General features: G+C 71.2%; 16 protein-coding genes. 12 read left to right on the plus strand and 4 right to left on the minus strand.

All coding sequences use genetic code 11. The annotated features are described in order from the left end of the window. Window positions 1-74 precede the first annotated feature (74 nt). The 9 genes from OG223_RS50185 to OG223_RS50225 all read left to right on the plus strand — a co-directional run bounded on the left by OG223_RS50185 (window position 75) and on the right by OG223_RS50225 (window position 14,859). Entirely contained in the window at window positions 75-1,016 is a 942-nt protein-coding gene (locus OG223_RS50185) for an ABC transporter permease (protein ID WP_329264228.1), read from the plus strand. Continuing rightward, window positions 1,013-2,887 carry a dipeptide/oligopeptide/nickel ABC transporter permease/ATP-binding protein gene (locus OG223_RS50190; RefSeq protein ID WP_329264229.1) on the plus strand — a complete coding sequence of 625 codons (1,875 nt, stop codon included), beginning with the start codon at window positions 1,013-1,015 and terminating at the stop codon, window positions 2,885-2,887. Before OG223_RS50185 ends, OG223_RS50190 begins: the two co-directional genes overlap by 4 nt. Further along, window positions 2,884-3,810, plus strand: a complete 927-nt coding sequence (locus OG223_RS50195) for an ATP-binding cassette domain-containing protein (protein WP_329264231.1) — start codon at window positions 2,884-2,886, stop codon at window positions 3,808-3,810. Before OG223_RS50190 ends, OG223_RS50195 begins: the two co-directional genes overlap by 4 nt. Then, window positions 3,807-5,300 (plus strand): glycoside hydrolase family 43 protein, encoded by a 1,494-nt coding sequence (locus tag OG223_RS50200; protein ID WP_329264232.1) that lies wholly within the window; start codon window positions 3,807-3,809, stop codon window positions 5,298-5,300. Before OG223_RS50195 ends, OG223_RS50200 begins: the two co-directional genes overlap by 4 nt. 59 nt (window positions 5,301-5,359) lie before the next feature. Further along, window positions 5,360-7,540, plus strand: a complete 2,181-nt coding sequence (locus tag OG223_RS50205) for a beta-galactosidase (protein WP_329264234.1) — start codon at window positions 5,360-5,362, stop codon at window positions 7,538-7,540. Next, window positions 7,537-10,050, plus strand: coding sequence for a beta-glucosidase family protein (locus OG223_RS50210; protein ID WP_329264236.1), 2,514 nt, complete (start codon window positions 7,537-7,539; stop codon window positions 10,048-10,050). Before OG223_RS50205 ends, OG223_RS50210 begins: the two co-directional genes overlap by 4 nt. Next, on the plus strand, window positions 10,047-11,618 hold the full coding sequence (locus tag OG223_RS50215; protein ID WP_329264238.1) for an apiosidase-like domain-containing protein: 1,572 nt from the start codon (window positions 10,047-10,049) through the stop codon (window positions 11,616-11,618). The genes OG223_RS50210 and OG223_RS50215 overlap by 4 nt, the downstream gene beginning before the upstream one ends. Before the next feature lie 5 nt (window positions 11,619-11,623). After that, window positions 11,624-14,296, plus strand: coding sequence for a family 78 glycoside hydrolase catalytic domain (locus tag OG223_RS50220; RefSeq protein WP_329264240.1), 2,673 nt, complete (start codon window positions 11,624-11,626; stop codon window positions 14,294-14,296). A 149-nt stretch (window positions 14,297-14,445) separates the two neighbouring features. Next, window positions 14,446-14,859 carry a DUF6069 family protein gene (locus OG223_RS50225; RefSeq protein ID WP_329264242.1) on the plus strand — a complete coding sequence of 138 codons (414 nt, stop codon included), beginning with the start codon at window positions 14,446-14,448 and terminating at the stop codon, window positions 14,857-14,859. A gap of 18 nt (window positions 14,860-14,877) precedes the next feature. Here OG223_RS50225 and OG223_RS50230 read toward each other — a convergent pair whose 3' ends face one another. The 4 genes from OG223_RS50230 to OG223_RS50245 all read right to left on the minus strand — a co-directional run bounded on the left by OG223_RS50230 (window position 14,878) and on the right by OG223_RS50245 (window position 17,777). Next, entirely contained in the window at window positions 14,878-15,675 is a 798-nt protein-coding gene (locus OG223_RS50230) for an inositol monophosphatase family protein (protein WP_329264244.1), read from the minus strand. 115 nt (window positions 15,676-15,790) lie between these two features. Next, entirely contained in the window at window positions 15,791-16,291 is a 501-nt protein-coding gene (locus tag OG223_RS50235; protein WP_329264245.1) for an SRPBCC domain-containing protein, read from the minus strand. 38 nt (window positions 16,292-16,329) lie between these two features. Continuing rightward, the gene (locus tag OG223_RS50240) at window positions 16,330-17,256 is read right to left on the minus strand and encodes a zinc-binding dehydrogenase (protein WP_329264246.1); all 927 of its coding nucleotides are present in this window, start codon (window positions 17,254-17,256) and stop codon (window positions 16,330-16,332) included. A gap of 107 nt (window positions 17,257-17,363) precedes the next feature. Beyond that, the gene (locus tag OG223_RS50245) at window positions 17,364-17,777 is read right to left on the minus strand and encodes a winged helix-turn-helix transcriptional regulator (RefSeq protein ID WP_329264248.1); all 414 of its coding nucleotides are present in this window, start codon (window positions 17,775-17,777) and stop codon (window positions 17,364-17,366) included. Window positions 17,778-17,915: 138 nt separating this feature from the next. Between OG223_RS50245 and OG223_RS50250 the strand changes: the two genes are divergently transcribed. Genes OG223_RS50250 through OG223_RS50260 form a run of 3 tightly spaced genes read left to right on the plus strand, consistent with a single transcriptional unit; the run spans window position 17,916 to window position 20,304 of the window. Continuing rightward, window positions 17,916-18,638, plus strand: coding sequence for a metal-dependent hydrolase (locus OG223_RS50250; protein WP_329264250.1), 723 nt, complete (start codon window positions 17,916-17,918; stop codon window positions 18,636-18,638). 29 nt (window positions 18,639-18,667) lie between these two features. Next, a complete protein-coding gene (locus OG223_RS50255) occupies window positions 18,668-19,213 on the plus strand; it encodes a helix-turn-helix domain-containing protein (protein WP_317770824.1) in 546 nt (181 codons plus the stop codon). 29 nt (window positions 19,214-19,242) lie between these two features. Further along, window positions 19,243-20,304 carry a threonine aldolase family protein gene (locus OG223_RS50260; protein WP_329264253.1) on the plus strand — a complete coding sequence of 354 codons (1,062 nt, stop codon included), beginning with the start codon at window positions 19,243-19,245 and terminating at the stop codon, window positions 20,302-20,304. Window positions 20,305-20,322: the final 18 nt, after the last annotated feature.

Consider the following 20,322-nt stretch of genomic DNA (forward strand, 5'->3'; position numbering starts at 1 on the left):
CCGGCCGGAAGGGACACCGTCCCGGCCGGCGCGCCGGTCAACACCGGTCAGGGAAAGGCAAGGTGGAGAGACTAATGATCGTTTTCTTGGTCCGGCGCATCGCCGCCGGGCTGGTCCTGGTCTTGGTGATCGCGACCACGACCTTCGCGTTGATGAGCCTCACCGGCTCCGATCCGGTACGCCAGATCGTCGGGCAGACCGCCACCCAGCAGCAGGTGACGGCGAAGTCCGCCGAACTCGGACTCGACCAGTCCTTCGTGGTCCGCTACGGCCACTGGCTCGCGGACGTGCTGCACGGCAACCTCGGCAGCTCGTGGTTCAGCGGCGAGTCCGTGACAAGCTCACTTGAGAACAGACTGCCGGTCACCCTGTCGATCGTGCTGGCGGCACTCCTGGTGTCGGCGGTACTGAGCACGGTGCTGGGCGTGGCCGCCGCGGTCCGCCGGGGCGCCCTCGACCAGGTGGTGCAACTGCTCGCGGTCCTCGGGTTCGCGGTCCCGAGCTTCCTGGTCGCCCTGGTGTTCGCCGTCGTGATCGGCGTCGACCTGGGCTGGCTGCCCGCGACCGGATATGTGCCGCTGGCGGACTCGGCGAGCGGCTGGCTCAAGTCGATCACCCTCCCCGCGCTGTCGCTCTCCGTCGGCGCGATCGCCGCCACCGCCCAACAGGTGCGCGGCTCCATGGTCGACGTCCTGCGCGCGGACTACGTACGCACCCTCCGCAGCCGTGGCATCAGCGAGCGGAGCCTGCTGTTCCGGCACGCGCTGCGCAATGCGGCCCCGGCCGCGCTGACCGTGCTGGCCCTCCAGTTCATCGGCCTGGTCGGCGGCGCGGTGGTCGTCGAGAAGGTCTTCGGCCTCAACGGGATCGGCAGCCAGGCGACGACCGCCGGCTCCCAGGGCGACACACCGGTGGTCATGGGTGTCGTCGTGGTCATGGTCGCCCTCGTCGTGGTGGTCAACATCCTCATGGACCTCGCATACGGCTGGCTCAACCCGAAGGTGCGTGTGGGATGACGCTTCCCCTGTCCGAAGAAGCGGTGGCTCCCGCTGTCGCCGCGCAGGGGCGGGCGGGACTCCTGCGCCGACTGCTGCGCAACCCGTTGGCCGTGGCCTGCCTGGTGATCCTCGCGATCATCGCGCTGGCCAGCCTGTTCGCCCCTCTGATCACCAGTCAGGACCCGGCCCGCTCCTCACTGACCGACAGCCTCGCCCCGATGAGCGGCAGGCATCCGCTCGGCGGCGACGGCGTCGGCCGTGACGTCCTGGCCCGGCTCCTCTACGGCGGCCGCACCAGCCTGCTCGGTGCCCTGCTCGCGGTGGCCGTCGCCGTGGTGATCGGCGTTCCCGCCGGTCTGGTGGCCGGCTACTACCGCAAGTGGTTCGACGCCGTGAGCAGTTGGGTGTCCAACCTGCTGATGGCCGTGCCGGCGATCATCGTGCTCCTCGTCGTGATGTCCGCGGTGGGCCAGAACACGTACCTCGCCATGGCGGTCTTCGGCGTGCTGATGTCACCGGGCGTCTTCCGGCTGATCCGCGCCTCGGTGATCTCCGTACGCGAGGAGTTGTACGTCGACGCGGCACGGGTGTCCGGCCTGTCGGACTCCCGGATCATCCGCCGCCACATCCTGCCCGTCGTGCAGGCGCCGACCATCATCCAGGCCGCCCAGATGCTCGGTCTCGGCATCGTCATCCAGTCCGGGCTGGAGTTCCTCGGGCTGGGCTCGGCGACCCAGGCGAGCTGGGGCTCCATGCTCAACGACGCCTTCGGCAACATCTACACCAAGCCGGAACTGATGGTCTGGCCCGGAGCGGCCCTCGCGGTCACCGTCGCCGCGTTCGGTCTGCTGGGCAACGCCCTGCGGGACGCGCTGGACGGGAGCGCGGTCGCGGTGCGGAAGCCGTCGCGCGGCGCCGCGTCCCGTGGAGAGGGCGCGGCCAAGAAGGCACCACACGCCGACAAGAGTGCGCCGCATGCCGACAAGAAGGCACCGCCCGTCACACCCGAGACGGACGACGCCCTGCTCGTCCTCGACGGACTGACGGTCTCCTATCCGACGGCCCAGGGCGAGAAGACCGTCGTCGACGGCGTCTCCCTGACGGTGCGCCGAGGCGAAGTGCTCGGCCTCGTGGGGGAGTCGGGCTCGGGCAAGAGCCAAACCGCCTTCGCCGTCCTCGGGTTGCTGCCCAGGGAGGCCCAAGTCACCACCAACCACCTCCTGTTCGACGGAACGGAGCTGAGCCGGCTCGGCCGCGCGGCGATGAACCGCTACCGCGGCCACCGGATCGCCTACGTCCCGCAGGAACCCATGTCCAACCTCGACCCCTCCTTCCGTATCGGCGCCCAACTGGTCGAACCGGTACGCCGGCACCTCGGACTGTCGGCGGCCGAGGCACGGGCGAAGACACTCGGCCTGCTGGAGCGGGTCGGCATCTCCGACCCGGAAAGGGTCTTCCGCTCCTATCCGCACCAGATCTCCGGCGGCATGGCGCAGCGCGTCCTCATCGCCGGCGCCGTCTCCTGCGAACCGGACCTGCTGATCGCCGACGAGCCGACCACGGCCCTCGACGTGACCGTGCAGGCCGAGGTGCTCGACCTGATGCGGTCCCTGCAGCGCGAGCGGAACATGGGCTTGATCCTGGTGACCCACGACTTCGGCGTGGTGGCCGACCTGTGCGACCGCGTGACGGTGATGCAGACCGGCGCCGTCGTCGAGTCCGCACCGGTGGCGCAGTTGTTCGCCGATCCCCAACACCCGTACACCCGCATGCTCCTGGCGTCCACGCTGGAGGACGCCGAGCCGAGGGCCGCGCTCGATCCGAGCCGCACCGTGTCGGCGAGCGGCGCGGGCATCACGCACACCGGACGTCAGGAGGGTCCGGCATGACCGCGACCATGAACGGGACACCGAAGAAGGAACTCCCGGCCGAACCCCTGTTGGTGGTCGACGACCTGGTCGTGGAGTACCCGTCGAAAGGCTGGCGCAGGCCGCCGTTCCGGGTGCTGAAGGGGGTGTCGATCACCATCGGCGCGGGCGAGACGCTCGGGCTGGTCGGTGAGTCGGGCTCGGGCAAGACCACCCTGGGCCGGGCCGTCCTCGCACTGGCCCCGATCACCTCCGGCACCGTCCGCTACGACGGCAAGGTCATCTCGGGCCTGGGAGCGAAGGAACGCCGGGCGCTCAGCAGCGACATCCAGGTGGTGTTCCAGGACCCGTACACCTCCCTCAACCCGGCGATGACCGTGAACGACATCCTCAGCGAACCGCTGCGCGTCGCGGGCACCCCTCGCGCGGAGGCCGAGAAGCGGGTGCGGGACCTCCTCGACCACGTACGGCTGCCCGCCGACGCGGGGGAGCGGCTGCCACGGGAGTTCTCCGGCGGGCAGCGCCAACGCATCGCCATCGCACGGGCGTTGTCACGGGACCCCCGGGTCATCGTCTGCGACGAACCGGTCAGCGCCCTGGACCTGTCGACCCAGGCCCGGGTCCTTGACCTGTTCGTCGAGATCCAGGAACGCACCGGCGTCGCCTACCTCTTCGTCACCCACGACCTGTCCGTGGTCCGGCGCATCAGCCACCGGGTGGCGGTCATGCAGGGCGGAGAGATCATCGAGACCGGGGACGCGGCGACCGTCACCACCACACCCCAACACCCCTACACCCAGCGCCTGTTGCTCGCCGCGCCGGTGCCGGACCCGCAGCGGCAGGCGGAGCGCCGAGCCGAGCGGCGCCGGCTGGCGGCGGCGATGGCGGCCGACGCCTCCACGAACACCCCCGCTATCGCCTCGACGTCGGGAGACCGAGCATGACCCTGCCCAACCCCACCGTCCCCGGCTTCCACCCGGACCCCAGCGTCACCCGCGTCGGCGACGACTACTACCTCGCCTGCTCCAGCTTCGAGTACCTCCCCGGCATACCGCTGTTCCACAGCCGCGACCTGGTGCACTGGGAGCCGATCGGCCATGTGGTCACCCGGCCCGGGCAGTTGGCGGTCGAGAAGATCCCCACGCTCGGCGGCGCCTGGGCGCCCACCATCCGCTTCCACGACGGCCGTTTCTGGCTGGTCGTCACCGACGCGATGGGACGCGGCAGCCTCATCTTCACCGCCGACCGCGCCGAGGGCCCCTGGTCCGACGGCATCGTCATGCGGGGAGCGCCCGGCATCGACCCGGACCTCGCCTGGGACGCCGACGGCACCTGCTACGTCACCTACTCCGGTCTCCAACTCGACGGCGACCACGCCGGCGAACACCTGGGCGTCCAGCAGGTCCGGACGGACCTCGAAACCGGCCAAGCCCTCGAAGAACCACGGTCGTTGTGGTCCGGCACGGGCCTGATGTTCCCCGAGGCGCCGCACCTCTACGAGATCGACGGCACCTGGTACCTCCTGATCGCCGAGGGCGGCACCGAGCGCGGGCATTCCGTGAGCATCGCCCGCGGCCCCCGCCCCGACGGCCCCTTCGAGGGCTGCCCGGCCAACCCCGTGCTCAGCGCCCGCAGCACCGCCCGCAAGGTCCAGAACACCGGCCACGCCGACCTCGTGCGCACCCCCGACGACGGCTGGGCCCTGATCCTGCTGGGGATGCGACCCGGCGGTCTGACCAGGGCCTTCTCACCCATGGGCCGGGAGACGTTCAGCACCGCGCTGGAATGGGTCGACGGCTGGCCGGTCGTGCAACCGGTCCAACTCACCCCGCCCATTGGACCGGTCGAGCACCACGACACCTTCAGCGGCGCCCAACTCGGCCTGGAATGGCTCTCGATACGGACACCCGCCGCCGACTGGTCCTCGCTCACCGAGCGCCCGGGCCACCTCGTCATCCACGCCGACGGCTCCACCATGGACGACCCGCGGCCACGGTTCGTCGGCCGCCGCCAGCAGCACGAGTCGGCCGTCTTCTCGGTCCGCGTGGACAGCGGCGAGGGAGTCGGCGGGCTGAGCCTGCGCATCGACGAACGCCATCACTACGACATCGAGGTGGGCGCCGGCCTCGCCCGTGCCCGCGCCCGGGTGGGCGGCCTCTCCCAGACCTGGGAGCAGTCGATTCCCCCGGGGCCGGCGACGGTACGGATCGAGACGGAGCCGGTGCGCGGCATGGGCCTGGACGCCCTGGGCCCGGACACGGTCCGGCTGTCCGTCGAATCCGGCGACGGCTCCGGACCGGTCGAACTCGCGGCCCTCGACGGCCGCTACGTCTCCGCCGAGACCGCCGCGTCCTTCACCGGCCGGGTCGTCGGCATGTACGCCGCCGAAGGCGCGGTCGCCTTCGAGCGGTTCAGCTACCGGGGCGAGGACTGACGCCTCCGTCCCGCCCTGAACCAGCCGACCGGAACCTGAGAGAAAGTCACCAGCAGCGTATGGGCACTTCCTCCTCACGCATGCTCTTCGGAGCCGCGTACTACACCGAGTACCAGCCGTACGAGCGGCTCGCGCAGGACCTCGATCTGATGGCCGAGGCCGGGTTCGGCGTCATCAGGGTCGGCGAGTCGGTCTGGTCGACCTGGGAACCCCGCGAGGGCCACTTCGAACTCGACTGGCTGCAACCGGTGCTCGACGCCGCCCAGGACCGCGGCATCAAGGCGATCATCGGCACCCCGACCTACGCCGTCCCGCCCTGGCTGCGCCGCAAGTACCCGGAGACGGCGGCCCGTTCACGTACCGGGGAGGCCATCCCGTACGGCATGCGGCAGGACGCGGACTACTCGCACCCCGCCTTCCGGCACCTCGCCGAACGCCTGGTCCGCAAGATCGTCGAGCGCTACGCCGACCACCCGGCGGTCATCGGCTGGCAGGTCGACAACGAACCCGGACTACGGCTCTTCCACAACGACTCGGTGTTCCAGGGCTTCCTCGACCACCTCCGCGACCGCTACGGCGACGTCGAGACGCTCAACCGCCGCTGGGGGCTGACCTATTGGTCCCACCGGTTGCAGGACTGGGCGGACCTGTGGACCCCCGACGGCAACTCCACCCCGTCGTACGACCTCGCCTGGCGCCGCTACCAGTCCCGGCTGACGCAGGAATACATCACCTGGCACGCCGAGTTGGTCCGCGGCCTCGTGCCGGAGCACCAGTTCGTCACCACCTGCGTCGCCCTCGGCCAGCAGGGCCTGGACATCGCGGCCATCGGGCGGCCCCTCGACGTCGCCGGCGCCAACATCTACTACGCCACCCAGGACGGGCTGGCCCTGCCCGGTTCCGACGAGCCGGACGGCGGACTGTATCCGTTCTTCGTCGCCTGGTCGGGACCCGCCTGGCTCTACCTCCAGAACGACATGGCACGCGGCATCCGCCAGGAACCCTTCCTCGTCATGGAGACCAACGCCACCTCGATCGGCGGCTCCGCGGACAACTTCCCCCTCTACCGCGGCCAGGCCCGCCAAGCCGTGTGGAGCATGGTCGCGCGTGGCGCCCGGATGATCGAGTACTGGCACTGGCACTCCCTGCACTACGGCGCCGAGACCTACTGGGGCGGCATCCTCGGCCACAGCCTCGAACCCGGCCGGACTTACGACGAACTCGCGGCGATCGCGGGGGAGTTCGAGCAGGCCGGCCGCGCGATCGAGGGCCTGCGCCCGCGCAGCGACGTCGCGATGCTGCTGTCCGCCGACAGCCGCTGGGCCATGGAGTTCATGGCGCCGCTCCGGGGCAGCACCCCTGCCTGGTTCGGCGATCCGCAGTCCTACGACCGTATCGTCGCCGCCTTCTACCGGGGCCTGTTCGACGCCGGTCTGTCCGTCGACATCGTTTCCCCTGAGCAACTCCCGTCCGATCCGGAGGAGTTGGTCGACCGCTGGCCGGTGCTGGTCGTCCCCGCGCTGTACATCGCGGACGACACGACACTCGACCTGCTGCGCCGGTACGCCGAAGCCGGCGGCCATCTCGTCCTCACCCCACGCACCGGCTACGCCGACGAGGAGGCCGTCGCCCGGCACACGGTGATGCCCGGAGTGCTGCGTCCCGCAGCGGGCGCGCGCTACCAGGAGTTCACCAATGTGCTGACCCCGGTCACGATCACCAAGGGGGACGGGACGGCGAACGGCCCCGCCCTGCACGGGCGGGCCACCGCCTGGGCCGACGGACTGATCGCGGAGGGCGCCACCGTACTGGCCGGATACGAGCATCCGCACCTGGGCCAGTTCGCCGCCGTCACCACGCACGAGCACGGCGACGGCCGGGTGACCTACGTCGGTACGGTCCCGGACCGCGAGCTCTCGCACAGCCTCGCCGACTGGCTCGCCGCGGTCTCGCTCCCCGCCGACCCCTGGCGCGCGGACCGGCCGGACTCCGTCACCTGCACGGCGGCCACCACCGCCGGCGGCGACGTCCTGCGCTTCGTCCACAACTGGGCCTGGGATCCGGTCGGTTACCGCCTCCCGGCGGACACCGACGACCTGTTCACCGGGGAACGCCTCGCCGCGGGCACCACGCTCGAACTCGGCCCCTGGGACGTCCGGTTGCTCGTCCAGCGCAGTGACGACGCCCCCGTGACACTCCCTTCCTCCACCGACCCCACTTCACCGAGGAGCACTCCGTGAACCGGCAGCCCATCACCGACGCCTCCTCCGCCGACGACGAGGCCGAGTTCGCCAGGCGCCTGTGTGCGCTCACCCTGGAGCAGAAGGTGCGGCTGCTGACCGGCGCGGACTTCTGGTCCCTCCACCCCGAACCCGCCGTCGGCCTACGCCGGTTGGTCCTCTCGGACGGACCCGCCGGAGTCCGCGGCGAGCTGTGGGACGAACGCAGCCCCTCCGCCAACGTGCCCTCGCCCACCGCACTCGCCGCCACCTGGGACGAACCGCTGGTCGAACGGCTCGGCGGACTGCTCGCCCACGAGGCACGCGGCAAGGGCGTCGACGTCCTCCTCGCCCCCACCGTGAACCTGCACCGAACTCCTTACGGCGGACGGCACTTCGAGTGCTTCAGCGAGGACCCGCTGCTCACCGCCCGAGTCGGCGTCGCCTATGTCCGGGGCGTCCAGGGCGGCGGCGTGGCGGCCACCGTCAAGCACTTCGTCGGCAACGACTCGGAGACCCAGCGCATGACGCTCGACGCGCGCATCGGCGAACGCGCCCTGCGGGAGCTGTACTTGGCGCCGTTCGAGCGGATCGTCGGCGAGGGCGGGGTCTGGGCGGTCATGGCCGCCTACAACGGGGTCAACGGGTACTCGATGACCGAGAGCCCGCTGCTGCGCGAAATCCTGCACGACGACTGGGACTTCGACGGTCTGGTGATGTCGGACTGGTTCGCGGCGCGCACCACCGAGCCGTCCGCCCGTGCGGCGCTCGACCTGGTGATGCCCGGCCCGATCGGCCCGTGGGGCGACGCGTTGGTGGCCGCCGTACGCAAGGGCAAGGTCGACGAGTCACTCGTCGACGACAAGGTGCTGCGGCTCCTGCGCCTCGCCGCCCGGGTAGGTGCGCTGAGCGACATATCCGCCACCACCCAGCCGCCCCATCACGACGCGGCCTCCGTGGCGGCCCGACTGCGCGAGACGGCCGCCGCCGGATTCGTGCTGGCCCGCAACGAGGGCGCCCAACTGCCCCTGGACCGCGCGTCCTTGACCCGGGTCGCCGTCCTCGGCCCGAACGCCGCCGTGGCCCGGACGCTCGGCGGCGGCAGCGCCACCGTCTTCCCGTCCTACGCCGTCTCGCCCCTCGACGGCATCCGCGCCGCCCTGGGCGACGACGTCGAGGTCACCCACGCCATCGGCGTCACCCCGCAGACCCGCGTACCCGCGGCGGCACTCACCCACCTCCGCCACCCCGACGGATCCGGCCCGGGCGTGGAGGTGAGCTTCCTGTCCGAGGACGGAACCCTGCTCGGCTCCGAGCGCCGTACCGGCGGCGCCTACACCTGGATGGGCTCGTACGGCCCCGGAGTGCCGACCGGCCAGGTCGCCCGGGTGCGGGCACGCACCGTGGTCCGCGCGACCGTCGCCGGCCGGTACGCCATCGGCGGCTCGGGCATCGGACGCTTCCGGCTGTCCGTGGCAGGGGCCGAGGTGTTCGACGTGCGCCTTCAACTCCCGCCGGGCGCCGACCTGGTGGAGGGTCTGATGACCCCGCCGCAGCGTCTCCACACCGTCGAGCTGGCGGAGGGTGAGGAGACCGAGATCGTGCTCACCCACGACATCGTCTCGTCGGACGAGGCCCTCGGTGACGCGGTCACCATGTTCCAGCTCAACGTCCAGCCGCCGCACGGCAGCGACGACGAGGAGATCGAGCGGGCCGTGGCACTCGCCCGCGAGGCCGAGGTCGCCGTGGTCGTGGTCGGCACCACCGAGGAGGTCGAGAGCGAGGGCTTCGACCGCGACAACCTGGCCCTGCCCGGCCGGCAGGACGAACTCGTCCGCAGGATCGCCGAGGCCAACCCCCGTACCGTCGTGGTGGTCAACTCCGGTGCCCCGGTGCTCCTTCCATGGGCGGACGAAGTGGCGGCGGTACTGCTCGCCTGGTTCCCCGGGCAGGAGTTCGGCAACGCGCTCGCCGACGTACTGCTGGGCATCGCGGAACCGGGCGGCCGACTGCCCACCACCTGGCCGGTGTCCGAGCACGGACTGCCTGCCACCGAGCCGATCGACGGCGTACTCGCCTACGACGAAGGGCTGTTCATCGGCTACCGGGGCGACGGACGCACCGGATATCAGCCGCCCCGCTACGCCTTCGGCCACGGACTCGGCTACACCACCTGGGACTACGTCTCGATCGACGTCCCCGGCGAGCTGCCGCCCGGCGCCGAACTCGCCGTAGAAGTACGGATCCGCAACAGCGGCACCCGGCACGGCAAGGAGGTCGTGCAGGTCTACGCCGGACGCTCGGGCGGCGACGTGGAGCGCCCGCTCCGCTGGCTCGCCGGATTCGCCGCGGTCGAGGCGGCGCCCGGTGAGGAGGTCGTCGCGACGGTCACCGTGGACGCGCGGGCGTTCGAGCACTGGGACACCGAATCGGGCGCCTGGGCAACCGAGTCGGGGACCTTCACGCTGCAAGCCGGCCCGTCGTCGACCACGTTGCCGCTCACCGCCGATGTCACCGTCAGCCGACCATGAGCGAGCCCAAGCAGGAAGCGGACCCGGTGGTCGGCCCCTGGCGGCAGACGGAGATCGTCCTGACCGGGACCCGCGACCACGCCAACCCGTACACCGACATCGACGTATGGGCCGAGTTCACGCACGAGTCCGGGACCGTCCTGCGCCGCCCCGCCTTCTGGGACGGCGGCCGGGTCTGGAAGGTCCGGTTCGCTTCCCCGGGGGCGGACGGAAAGTGGACCTGGCGCAGCGGCAGTTCGGTCGCGGACGAAGGACTGTCCGGGCAGGGCGGAACGCTCGTCGTACGCCCCGCCGCCGACGACGCCAACTCCTTTCACCGGCACGGGTTCTGGCGGATGTCGTCCGGCGGCCGCAGCCTGGTGCACGCCGACGGGACGCCCGCGCTGCTGGTCGGCGACACCGCCTGGGCCCTGCCCTGGCGGGCCACCGAGGAACAGGTGAGGAAGTACGCCGCCGACCGGCGGGCCAAGGGCTTCAACGCGGCGCTGCTGATGAGCGTCCAGCCCGACATGGACGCGCGCGGACCGCGCGACCGCACAGCCGACGAAGGGTTCGACGTCGGCTTCGAGGACCTGCCCACCGGGCACGTCAATGTGCTCGACCCGGCGTACTTCCAGTACCTCGACCGGCTGATCGGCATCCTCCGCGACCACGGGATCGTCCCCGTACTCCAGCCGCTCTTCCACGGGTTCGGCTGGAAGGGCCTGCGGGTGGCGGGCCCGGTGGTGCCCCCGCGGGAGTACGCGCGCTACTGCCGCTACCTCGTGGCCCGTTACGGCGCCGCCCCCGTCGTCTACCTGGTCGGCGCCGACGGCGAGGGCCGCGAACCGCAGATCGCGGCGGGCGGTGCGGAGGTCGGCCGTTGGGACGACTACGGCCAGCCCTGCGGCATCCACTACCGCCCGCACGCCGACAACAGCGCCCACCAGAGCGAGAGTTGGCTGCACTTCCAGTGGTGCCAGACCGGCCACATGGGCGGCCACGTCCAGGAACGGGTCGCCGACATGTGGCGCAACACCCCCGCCAAGGCGGTCGCCAACGCCGAGCCGACGTACGAGAACACCGGCCGCCCCGGCCGCGCCGCGGGCTGGTGGCAGGGGCACGAGGCCTGGAGCAACCTCTGCGCCGGCGGAACGATGGGCGTGGTCTACGGCGCGGCGAGCCTGTGGCAGTGGCGGCTGCACGCCACCGAACCCGGCCACGAGGAGTTCTTCCTGGCCGAGGGCGCGGGCTGGCGGGAGGCCCTGGACTTCGAGGGCTCACGCCACGTAGGGCTGATCTCCCGCATCCTCGACGGCCTCCCCCTGACGGACATGCGGCCCGACTGGCACTCCGCCCTGGCGCCCCGGGGGCTGTCCGTCCCCGGCGAGCTCTACCTCTGCTATGCGGAGGAGGGCGGCCCGCTGTTCATCACCGCCCCGGAGAACGTCCCGCTGCCTTACCGAGTGGTCGATCCCCGAACAGGCGAGACCGTCCGCGAGGGCGTGCGCGCCGACGCCGGGGAGCCCGTGCCCGACGAGGGCGGAGCCCCACGGGTGTACATCTGCCATGCCCCGAACCGGAGTTGATCCCCGTGCAGGTCACACCTCCCACCTTCGAGCACCACCGAGAACCCCTCGGCATCGGCGAGTCCGCACCGCGCCTCAGTTGGCGCACGGTCACCGACACCGGGGGCTGGCGGCAGACCGCCCACCAGGTGGAGATCAGCACCGCCGACGGCACGGTCCTCACCGACACCGGACGCGTGGAGTCCGCAGAGTCCGTTCTCGTCCCCTGGCCCGGGCCGCACCTGGGCTCCCGGGAACGCGTCGGCGTCCGCGTCCGCGTCTGGGGCGACGCCGAGGACGACCCGTCGCCCTGGTCGGAGCACGCGTACGCCGAGACCGGCCTCCTCGAACCGGCCGACTGGACGGCCCACCCCGTCACCCCGGACCGCGACGCCCCCACCGGAGAACCACTCCCCGCAGCGCTGCTCCGCCGCGACTTCACCCTCACCGGCCACGTCGCCTCCGCCCGGCTGTACATCACCGCGTACGGCGTCTACGAAGCCGAGATCAACGGCGAGCGTGTGGGCGACCACGTCATGGCCCCCGGCTGGACCTCGTACCAACACCGCCTGCGCTACCAGACGTTCGACGTCACCCCACTGCTCCGCACCGGCGAGAACACCATCGGCGCCCTCCTCGGCGAGGGCTGGTACACCGGCCGCCTCGGTTTCCACGGCGGCAGACGCGCCATCTACGGCGAACACCGGGCGCTCCTCGCCCAGTTGGAGATCGGATACGCCGACGGCACGACACAGACCGTCGTCACCGACGAGCACTGGCGCACGGCGTCGAGTCCCGTCCTGCGCTCGGAGATCTACGACGGTGAGGCCTACGACGCACGGCGGGAGCGGCCGGGCTGGTCCACGCCGGGACACGACACGTCCGGGTGGGCGACCGTCCGTGAAATCCCTTTCCCCAGCGCCGAGTTGGTGGCACCGACGGGCCCGCCCGTGCGACGCACCCAGACCGTCGCTCCGGTCGCGGTCGTCACGACGCCGTCCGGGAAGACCGTCCTGGACTTCGGACAGAACCTGGTCGGGAGACTGCGCATCCGCGTCAGGGGCGCTGCCGGCCACGAGGTCACCCTGCGCCACGCGGAGGTGCTGGAGCACGGCGAACTGAGCACCCGCCCGCTGCGGTTCGCGGCCGCCACGGACACCTACGTCCTGCGCGGCGAAGGCGCGGAGGGAGGCGAAGAGGCGGAGAGAGGCGATGGGGTGGACGTCTACGAACCGCACTTCACCTTCCACGGCTTCCGATACGCCGAGATCGGCAACTGGCCCGGCCCGCTCGACCCCGCCGACATCGAGGCGGTCGTGCTGCACACGGACATGGCCCGCACCGGCTGGTTCGAGTGCTCCGACCCGCTGGTGAACCGGCTGCACGAGAACGTCGTGCAGGGGATGCGCGGCAACTTCCTCGACGTCCCCACGGACTGCCCTCAGCGCGACGAACGCATGGGCTGGACCGGCGACATACAGGTCTTCGCGCCCACCGCGTCCTTCCTCCACGACTGCTCCGGCATGCTGACCGGCTGGCTGCGCGACCTGTCCGCGGAGCAGTTGGCGCGCCCGGACGGGGTTCCGCCCCTCGTCGTCCCCGACGTACTGCCGGCCGCCTTTCAGGACGCGGGTGCCCAGGCGGTGTGGGCCGATGTCGCGGTGCTCCTGCCGTGGACCCTGTACCAGCGGTTCGGTGACCTGGAGGTGCTGCGCACCCAGTACCCGAGCATGCGGGCCTGGGGCGAGGCCACGATCCGACTCACCGCCGAGGGCGACGGGTTGTGGCACCAGGACTTCCAGCTCGGGGACTGGCTCGACCCGCAGGCCCCGCCGGACCGCCCGGGGGAGGCGCGGACCGACGGAGATCTCGTCGCCAACGCCTACGTCATCCGCTCCGCCGAGGTGCTGGCCGAGGTGGCCGAACTCCTCGACAGCAACGGGCAGTTGGACGGCAAGGAGGACGCCGCCCGCTTCCGTGCGCACGCGCGGGCCGTACGCGAGCGATTCGCCGACCGGTTCGTCACGCCGGACGGCCTACTGTCCTCGGACACCCAGACCGCGTACGCCCTGGCCATCGCCTTCTCGCTCCTCCCGACGGAGCGTCAACGGCGGGGCGCGGCCGAACGGTTGGCGCACATCGTGCGCGGCGCGTCCTTCCGTATCGCCACCGGTTTCACGGGCACGCCCCTGATCTGCGACGCCCTGTGCGCGGCGGGCGAACCCCAGCTCGCCTACCGCATGCTCCTGGAGAAGAGCTGCCCGTCGTGGCTCTACCCGGTGACCATGGGCGCCACCACCGTCTGGGAGCGCTGGGACTCGATGCTGCCCGACGGCACCGTCAACCCCGGCGAGATGACCTCCTTCAACCACTACGCCCTCGGCGCCGTCGCCGACTGGCTGCACCGCACGGTCGCGGGCCTCACCGCCGCCGAACCCGGCTGGCGGCGGCTGCGCGTCGCCCCGGTCCCGGGAGGCGATCTGACCTGGGCGAAGGCGGCCCACGACACCCCGTACGGCAGGGCGGAGGCGGGCTGGCGCATCGAGAGCGTCAAGGGCGGAAAGGATGGCAAGGGGGACGTCCTCGTCGTCGAGGCGTTGATCCCCCCGAACACCCGGGCCGAGATCCAACTCCCGGACGGCAGCGCCCCGTTCGAGGTCGGCGCGGGACGCCATGCGTTCCGACATCCGTACCCCTAGAGGCAGGTGCGCCGGGTCCGCAGACGGGTGACGAGCACCATCGCGCTTGAAGTTTCAAACGGAGTCGGTCAGACTCTCGCTTGAGAGTTCAAACGACCCGTCCCGGGACTCCTTGGGCTCTTCCCGTAGCCACCCTCTCTGGAGTCGCCATGTCTCTCGCCTCTGATGCAGTCGCCGTCCGCCGAGGTCCGCTGGTCGTGGCGGGAGGTGTGCTCGCCGCGATCGTGGTGGCCTCCGCGGCGGACACGGTGCTCGCCCAACTCGCCCTGGCCGCAGGCGCACCCGACGACTTCCAGCCCCTGAAGGCACCGTCGTACATCTTCCTGACCACGCTCGGGCTGGTGGCGGGCGCCCTCGGCTGGGCCGTCGTACGCAAGGTGTCGAAGGACCCCCAGGCGTTGGTGCGCCGACTGGTGCCCACCCTCGTCGTGGTGTCCTTCGTCCCCGACTTCCTGCTCTACGGCGACGGGGGCGCGACCGGTGTCGGGGCGCTGCTGCTGATGCACGTGACGGTCGCGGCGGTCGCGGTGGTCACCTACCGCAGGGTGATGCCGCTGTCGTAGCGGCACGCGCCCCAGTCGCTAGGCCCCGACGGTCGTACGCCACAACTCCCCGGCCTCCGCTGCCGCGTCGGGCGACACGAGCAGCAACGGCTCACCGTACGAAGGGAGTTGCGGCATCGCCACCGCACCCGCCTCGGTCGCGATGAGCAGGGCGGGCAGGCCGTCCACCGGGTGGAACTCGCCGATCGCGGCGGCCGTCGCTCGACCGGCCGCCACCTGGACCAGGGACAGCGCGGTCGAGCCCATCACACGGGCCGTGCAGTGCCGTTCGGCGAGTTTCGCCAGCAGCGCGTCCAGGCCGGGCCAGTGGGCGTGGGCCGCCCACTCGGTCAGGAACACATGGCCCGTGAGGGTGGTGTGGTCCGCCGCGTGGATCGGGGCTCCGTTCAGGTGCGCGCCCTTGCCGCGTACCGCCGTGAAGACCTCGCCCCGCCACGGGTCCGCCACCAGGCCCAGCAGCGGACTGCCGTCCGGCTCCGTCAGGCCCAGGGAGAAGGAGCACCAGCCCAGTCCGTGGGCGTAGTTGGTCGTTCCGTCCACGGGGTCGATCACCCAGTGCGGGGCGTCGTCCGACGTGCCTTCCTCGGCGCCGTACTCCTCGCCGTCGATGCCCCAGTCGGGGAACTCTCGCCGTAGCACCGCCCGTACGTGCCGTTCCACCGCCTCGTCCGTGTCCGTGACGATGTCGGCCGGGCCCGCCTTCTGCCGGACCGGACCCGAGCCTCCTCGGTTCCCGCCGCGAATCGCCTCCGACGCCCACTCGGCCAACTCCACGGCCACTCGCAGAGCACCGTCCAGGTCATGTTCGTTCGGCACAGCTCTTCACCACCCCGTCCAGGTCGTCGCTCATGATCGCGTCCACGTCCCAGGAGACCAGAACAGCCGGATGAACGCGGAATTTCCGCGGAGCGACACTTGGGCGGGGCAGGCCTCACTCGGGGGTGAATCCATCACGTTCTCTCTGATCGGTGCGGAACGCACCACGCGGCCGGGTCTCCTCCACACGCGCACTCAGGGCGGCGCCGTACCGGGCGTACGTCTCCCTGAGCCGGTCGAGCGCCGGGACGAGTTCGGCGGCGGTGGCGCCGAAGAACTCCTCGGAGTCGGTGAACTCCGTGGTGCCATCCGGCTGTTGGGTGAGCGTGAACGAGTGCCTGCCGAGGATCGCGTCGCGAGATCCGCCTTCCCAGACCAGCCGGTGGGGTGCCTCGACCTCGACGATCCTCATCGTGACCTCCTGCCCGGCGGCATCGTCACTGTCCGACACGCGGCCTGGAACCTCCGCCCCGACCGCGACCTCGTCGGGCTTCGCGTCGAACGACAGCACCGGGTGCCACCGCGCGTACTGATCCAGCGCGACGACCACGCGCCACACGGCCTCCACCGGAGCGGAGATCCTGGTCACCGCGGTGACAACAGGGGTTTCCCTCACGATCGGTTCCTTCCGCTGTCGTGGGGCGCAGCCGGGATTCACGGCACCAGCACGATCCGGCCGCGCCTGGCGCCGCCGACGGCGAGCTGGGTGTGGGCGGCGGCGGCCTCTGACAGGGGGAAGGTCTGTGCCACGCGTGGGGTCAGCACGCCGACCTCGGCGAGGGCGGAGAGGAAGGCGAGGCGGGTGGGCTCGGGGCCGGCGGCGGTGTGGCGTACGGCCACGCCCCGTTCCGGGGTCGGCAGTGTGTCGAACCGGACGCTCACGAAGACGCCGCCGTCGCGGACGGCCGCGAGCGCGGGTGCGCCGAGCGCCGCCGCGTCGAGCACGCCGTCCACGCCCTCCGGTACGAACTCCCGTACTGCCTCGCTCGGGTCCTCGTCGCGTGACACGAACCAGGTGGCACCCCGGTCGCGGAGGAACTCCTCGTCCTCGGGCCGCCCTTGGGCGACGATCCGCACGCCCCGTGTCCGTGCCAACTCGACGGCATAGCCGCCGACGGCACCGGCTGCGCCCGTGACGAGCAGGGTGTCGCGCGGCCGTAGTGGCAGGTGGTCCAGGGCGAGTGAGGCGGTCATCGCGTTGAGAGGGATCGTCGCCGCCAGCGTCAGGTCCATGCCCTCGGGGGCGGGGGCGATGGAGTTGAGGTCGGTCACCAGGTATTCGGCCTGGGCCTTCGTGGGGCGCAGCACGGGGGCGTCGAACACGATGACCGGCGTACCGACCTTGAGGAGGACGCCCGGGCCGACCGCGTCGATCGTCCCGGCGGCGTCCAGGCCGAGCCCCGTGTACTCGATCCCTTCCGGCAGCGCGAAGAACCCGGCCCACACCGCGGCGTCGGCGGGATTGAGCGCGGCGGCCGCGACCTTGACGCGGACCTCCAGGGGGCCCGGCTCCGGGAGCGGGACCTCCATGACCTCGACGACCTCGGGTCCACCGGCCTTCTTGACGACTGCAGCGCGCATGATGTCCGCTCTTCCGTTTGCGAATCCGAACACCACAAACGCTAGGCGGGTAACGATCATTCAGTAAGTAGGCACTTCAAAGTGCGTTACACCCCGAGCGGGGCCCTTCATCGCTGGTCGGTCTGCCGGGCGTCGTAGAGCGCTCGCGCGTCGTCGACCTCGTCGGACTTCTCCGCGGCCCAGTCGCGCACCTGGGACAGCACGCCGTACAGACCCTGGCCGAGCGGGGTCAACTCGTAGTCGACGCGTACCGGCACGGTGGGTGTGACCGTTCGGCTGACCATGCCGTCGCGTTCGAGCATGCGCAGCGTCTGGGTGAGCATCTTCTGGCTGACACCCGGGATCTCCCGGCTGATGTGGCTGTACCGCATCGGATCGCCGAACGACCCGAGGGTGCACATCGCCAGGCTGACCCACCGGTTGCTGATCGTCGAGAGCAGGGCCACGGCGGGGCAGTCGTGCATGTACGCCTCGTACGTGCCGGGCTCTATCCGGCGCGTCGGGTTCGCCTTGGTGGTCATCTGTCTCTCCCGTCAGGAACGCAACTCACTTCAAGAGGCTTACTTTCGAATCGATCGTAACCCGACGGATGCAGGGTGGCGTTGAATAGAATGAACGAAACGTTCGGCAACTATGCCGAGGTTCGGTATAGTGAACGCATGGTTCATTCGATCGCGACTTCTCGGATGGGCGGGCAGATCGGCGCCTACCTCGACGACACCTACCTGGAGCAGGTCGACACGCGGGTCATCGCGGTCGGCGAGACGGACGGGGCGCCCTGGGCGGCCGTAGAGCACTGTCTGTTCCATCCGCAGGGTGGGGGACAGCCCGCCGACCGGGGGTGGTTGGGGGATGCCGAGGTCGTGCCGGTCCGGGAGCGGGAGTCCGGGCTGATTGTGGCCACGGCGGCTGCGGGCGGAGGTCTTCCGGGGCTCGACGTGGGGGAGCGGGTGCGGGCCCGGATCGATCTGCGGGCCCGGATGCTGCATGCCGCGCTGCACACCGCCGGGCATCTCGTCGAGGCGGTCGGGCGGACGCAGGGGTGGGAGATGGCCGGGAGCATTCACTTTCCCGGTCAGGCCCGGATCGAGTTCCATGCGCCGCACGCGGACGCGCGGCTGGCCGACCCGGAGGGGCGGGAGGAAGCGACCGCCGTGCTGCGCGCCGCGGTGGCGGCCGCGGTCGCCGACGATCTGCCGGTCTCCGCGCGGTACCTCCCCGACGGGCGGCGCGTGGTGCGACTCGACGCGCTGCACTCCGCGCCGTGCGGCGGCACGCATGTGCGCAGCCTCGGAGACCTGGCCGACGTGACGCTGCCGACGCTGAAGGTCAAGAAGGGCCGTATCCGCGTGTCCTACACCGCGACCCACCGGAGCCGTTGATGACACCCCCACCGTCCGGCCGTCGGCCGGTGAGCAGCACCGCGGCGGCGGTCGGCGCGAAGATCCGGCTGCGCCGTCAGCAGCGCGGGATGAGCGCCGCGGAGATGGCCCGGCGCGCCGGCCTGAGCAAGGCCACGCTGTCGCAGTTGGAGGCCGGGAACGGCAATCCCACGATCGACACCCTGGACGCGATCGCGATCGCCCTGCGCATCCCGATCGCCGACCTGCTGGCGCGTGACGCCGACACCGGACCGGTCTTCCGGCCCGGCACGGACATCGAACCGGGCGAAGTCTCACGGGAGTTGCTACGCCGGATCAGCAGCGGCAACAGCCTGGAGATCTGGCGGCTGCGCATTCCGCCGGAGACGGAGCTGGCCGGTGTGCCGCACGCCACCGGCACCATCGAGCACCTGCTGATCGCCACCGGGCACGTCACCGCCGGCCCCGTCGACGCCCCGGAGGACCTGGGCCCCGGCGACATGCTCGCCTTCGCCGGGGACGCCCCGCACTTCTACCGGACCGGCGCCGAGGAAGTCGACATCACCGTCGTCTTCGCCTCGCCGATCAGTACCTGAGACGTTCCCCAGACCGAGGAAGACCCCTCATGAGCACCGCCATCGCCACCACCCCCGCCAGCCGCGCCTTCATCAGCGACAACATGGCCGGAGCGTCCCCGCAGATAGCCCGCGCCGTCGCCGACGCGGCCGCCGGGCAGGTCCTGCCGTACGGCAACGACCCCTTCACCGAAAGGACCCGCCGCAAGCTCGGCGAGATCTTCGAGCGGGACGTCGACGTCTTCCCCGTCTCCACCGGGTCCGCCGCCAACGGCCTGAGTCTGGCCGCCCTCACCCCGCCGTGGGGCAGCGTGCTCTCCCACCCCGACAGCCACATCAACACCGACGAGTGCGGCGCCCCCGAGTTCTTCACCGACGGGGCCAAGCTCGTCGGTGTTCCGGGCGGCGACAGCAAGATCGACCCCGATGCGCTGCGGGCCGCGGTGCGCCGGCGGGCCGGTGACGTGCACAGTGTGCAGCCGTCCGCGGTGAGCATCAGCCAGGCCACCGAGAGCGGCAGCGTCTACACCCTGGAGGAGATCCGCCAGGTGTCCGCCATCGCCAAGGACGCGGGGCTGCGCGTCCACATGGACGGAGCGCGCTTCGCCAACGCACTGGTCCAACTCGGCGCCACCCCGGCCGAGATGACCTGGAAGGCCGGCGTCGACGTCCTGTCCTTCGGCGCCACCAAGAACGGCGCGATGACCGCCGACGCCATCGTCTCCTTCGACCCCGCGCTCGCCGGCGAACTCGCCTTCCGCGCCAAGCGCGCCGGCCAGCTCGCCTCCAAGATGCGCTTTCACACGGCCCAGATCGACGCCTATCTCACCGACGACCTCTGGCTGCGCAACGCCCGCCAGGCCAACGCGATGGCCACCCGCCTCGGCGACGGCCTCAAGTCCATCGCCGGTGCGGGCCTGTTGGCCACCCCGCAGGCCAACATCCTTTTCTGCCGCCTGCCCCAGCAGGTCACCGAAGGCCTCCTCGCCGAGGGCTACGCCTTCTACCACGACAGGTGGGAGCCGGGCATCGTCCGCTTCGTCACCGCCTTCTCCCACAGCGCCGACGACATCGACCAGCTCCTCGACGCAGTCCGCCGCCACACCCACTGATCCATGGCGGCAGGACCG

This window comes from Streptomyces sp. NBC_01478 (genome assembly GCF_036227225.1).
Lineage (GTDB): Bacteria > Actinomycetota > Actinomycetes > Streptomycetales > Streptomycetaceae > Streptomyces.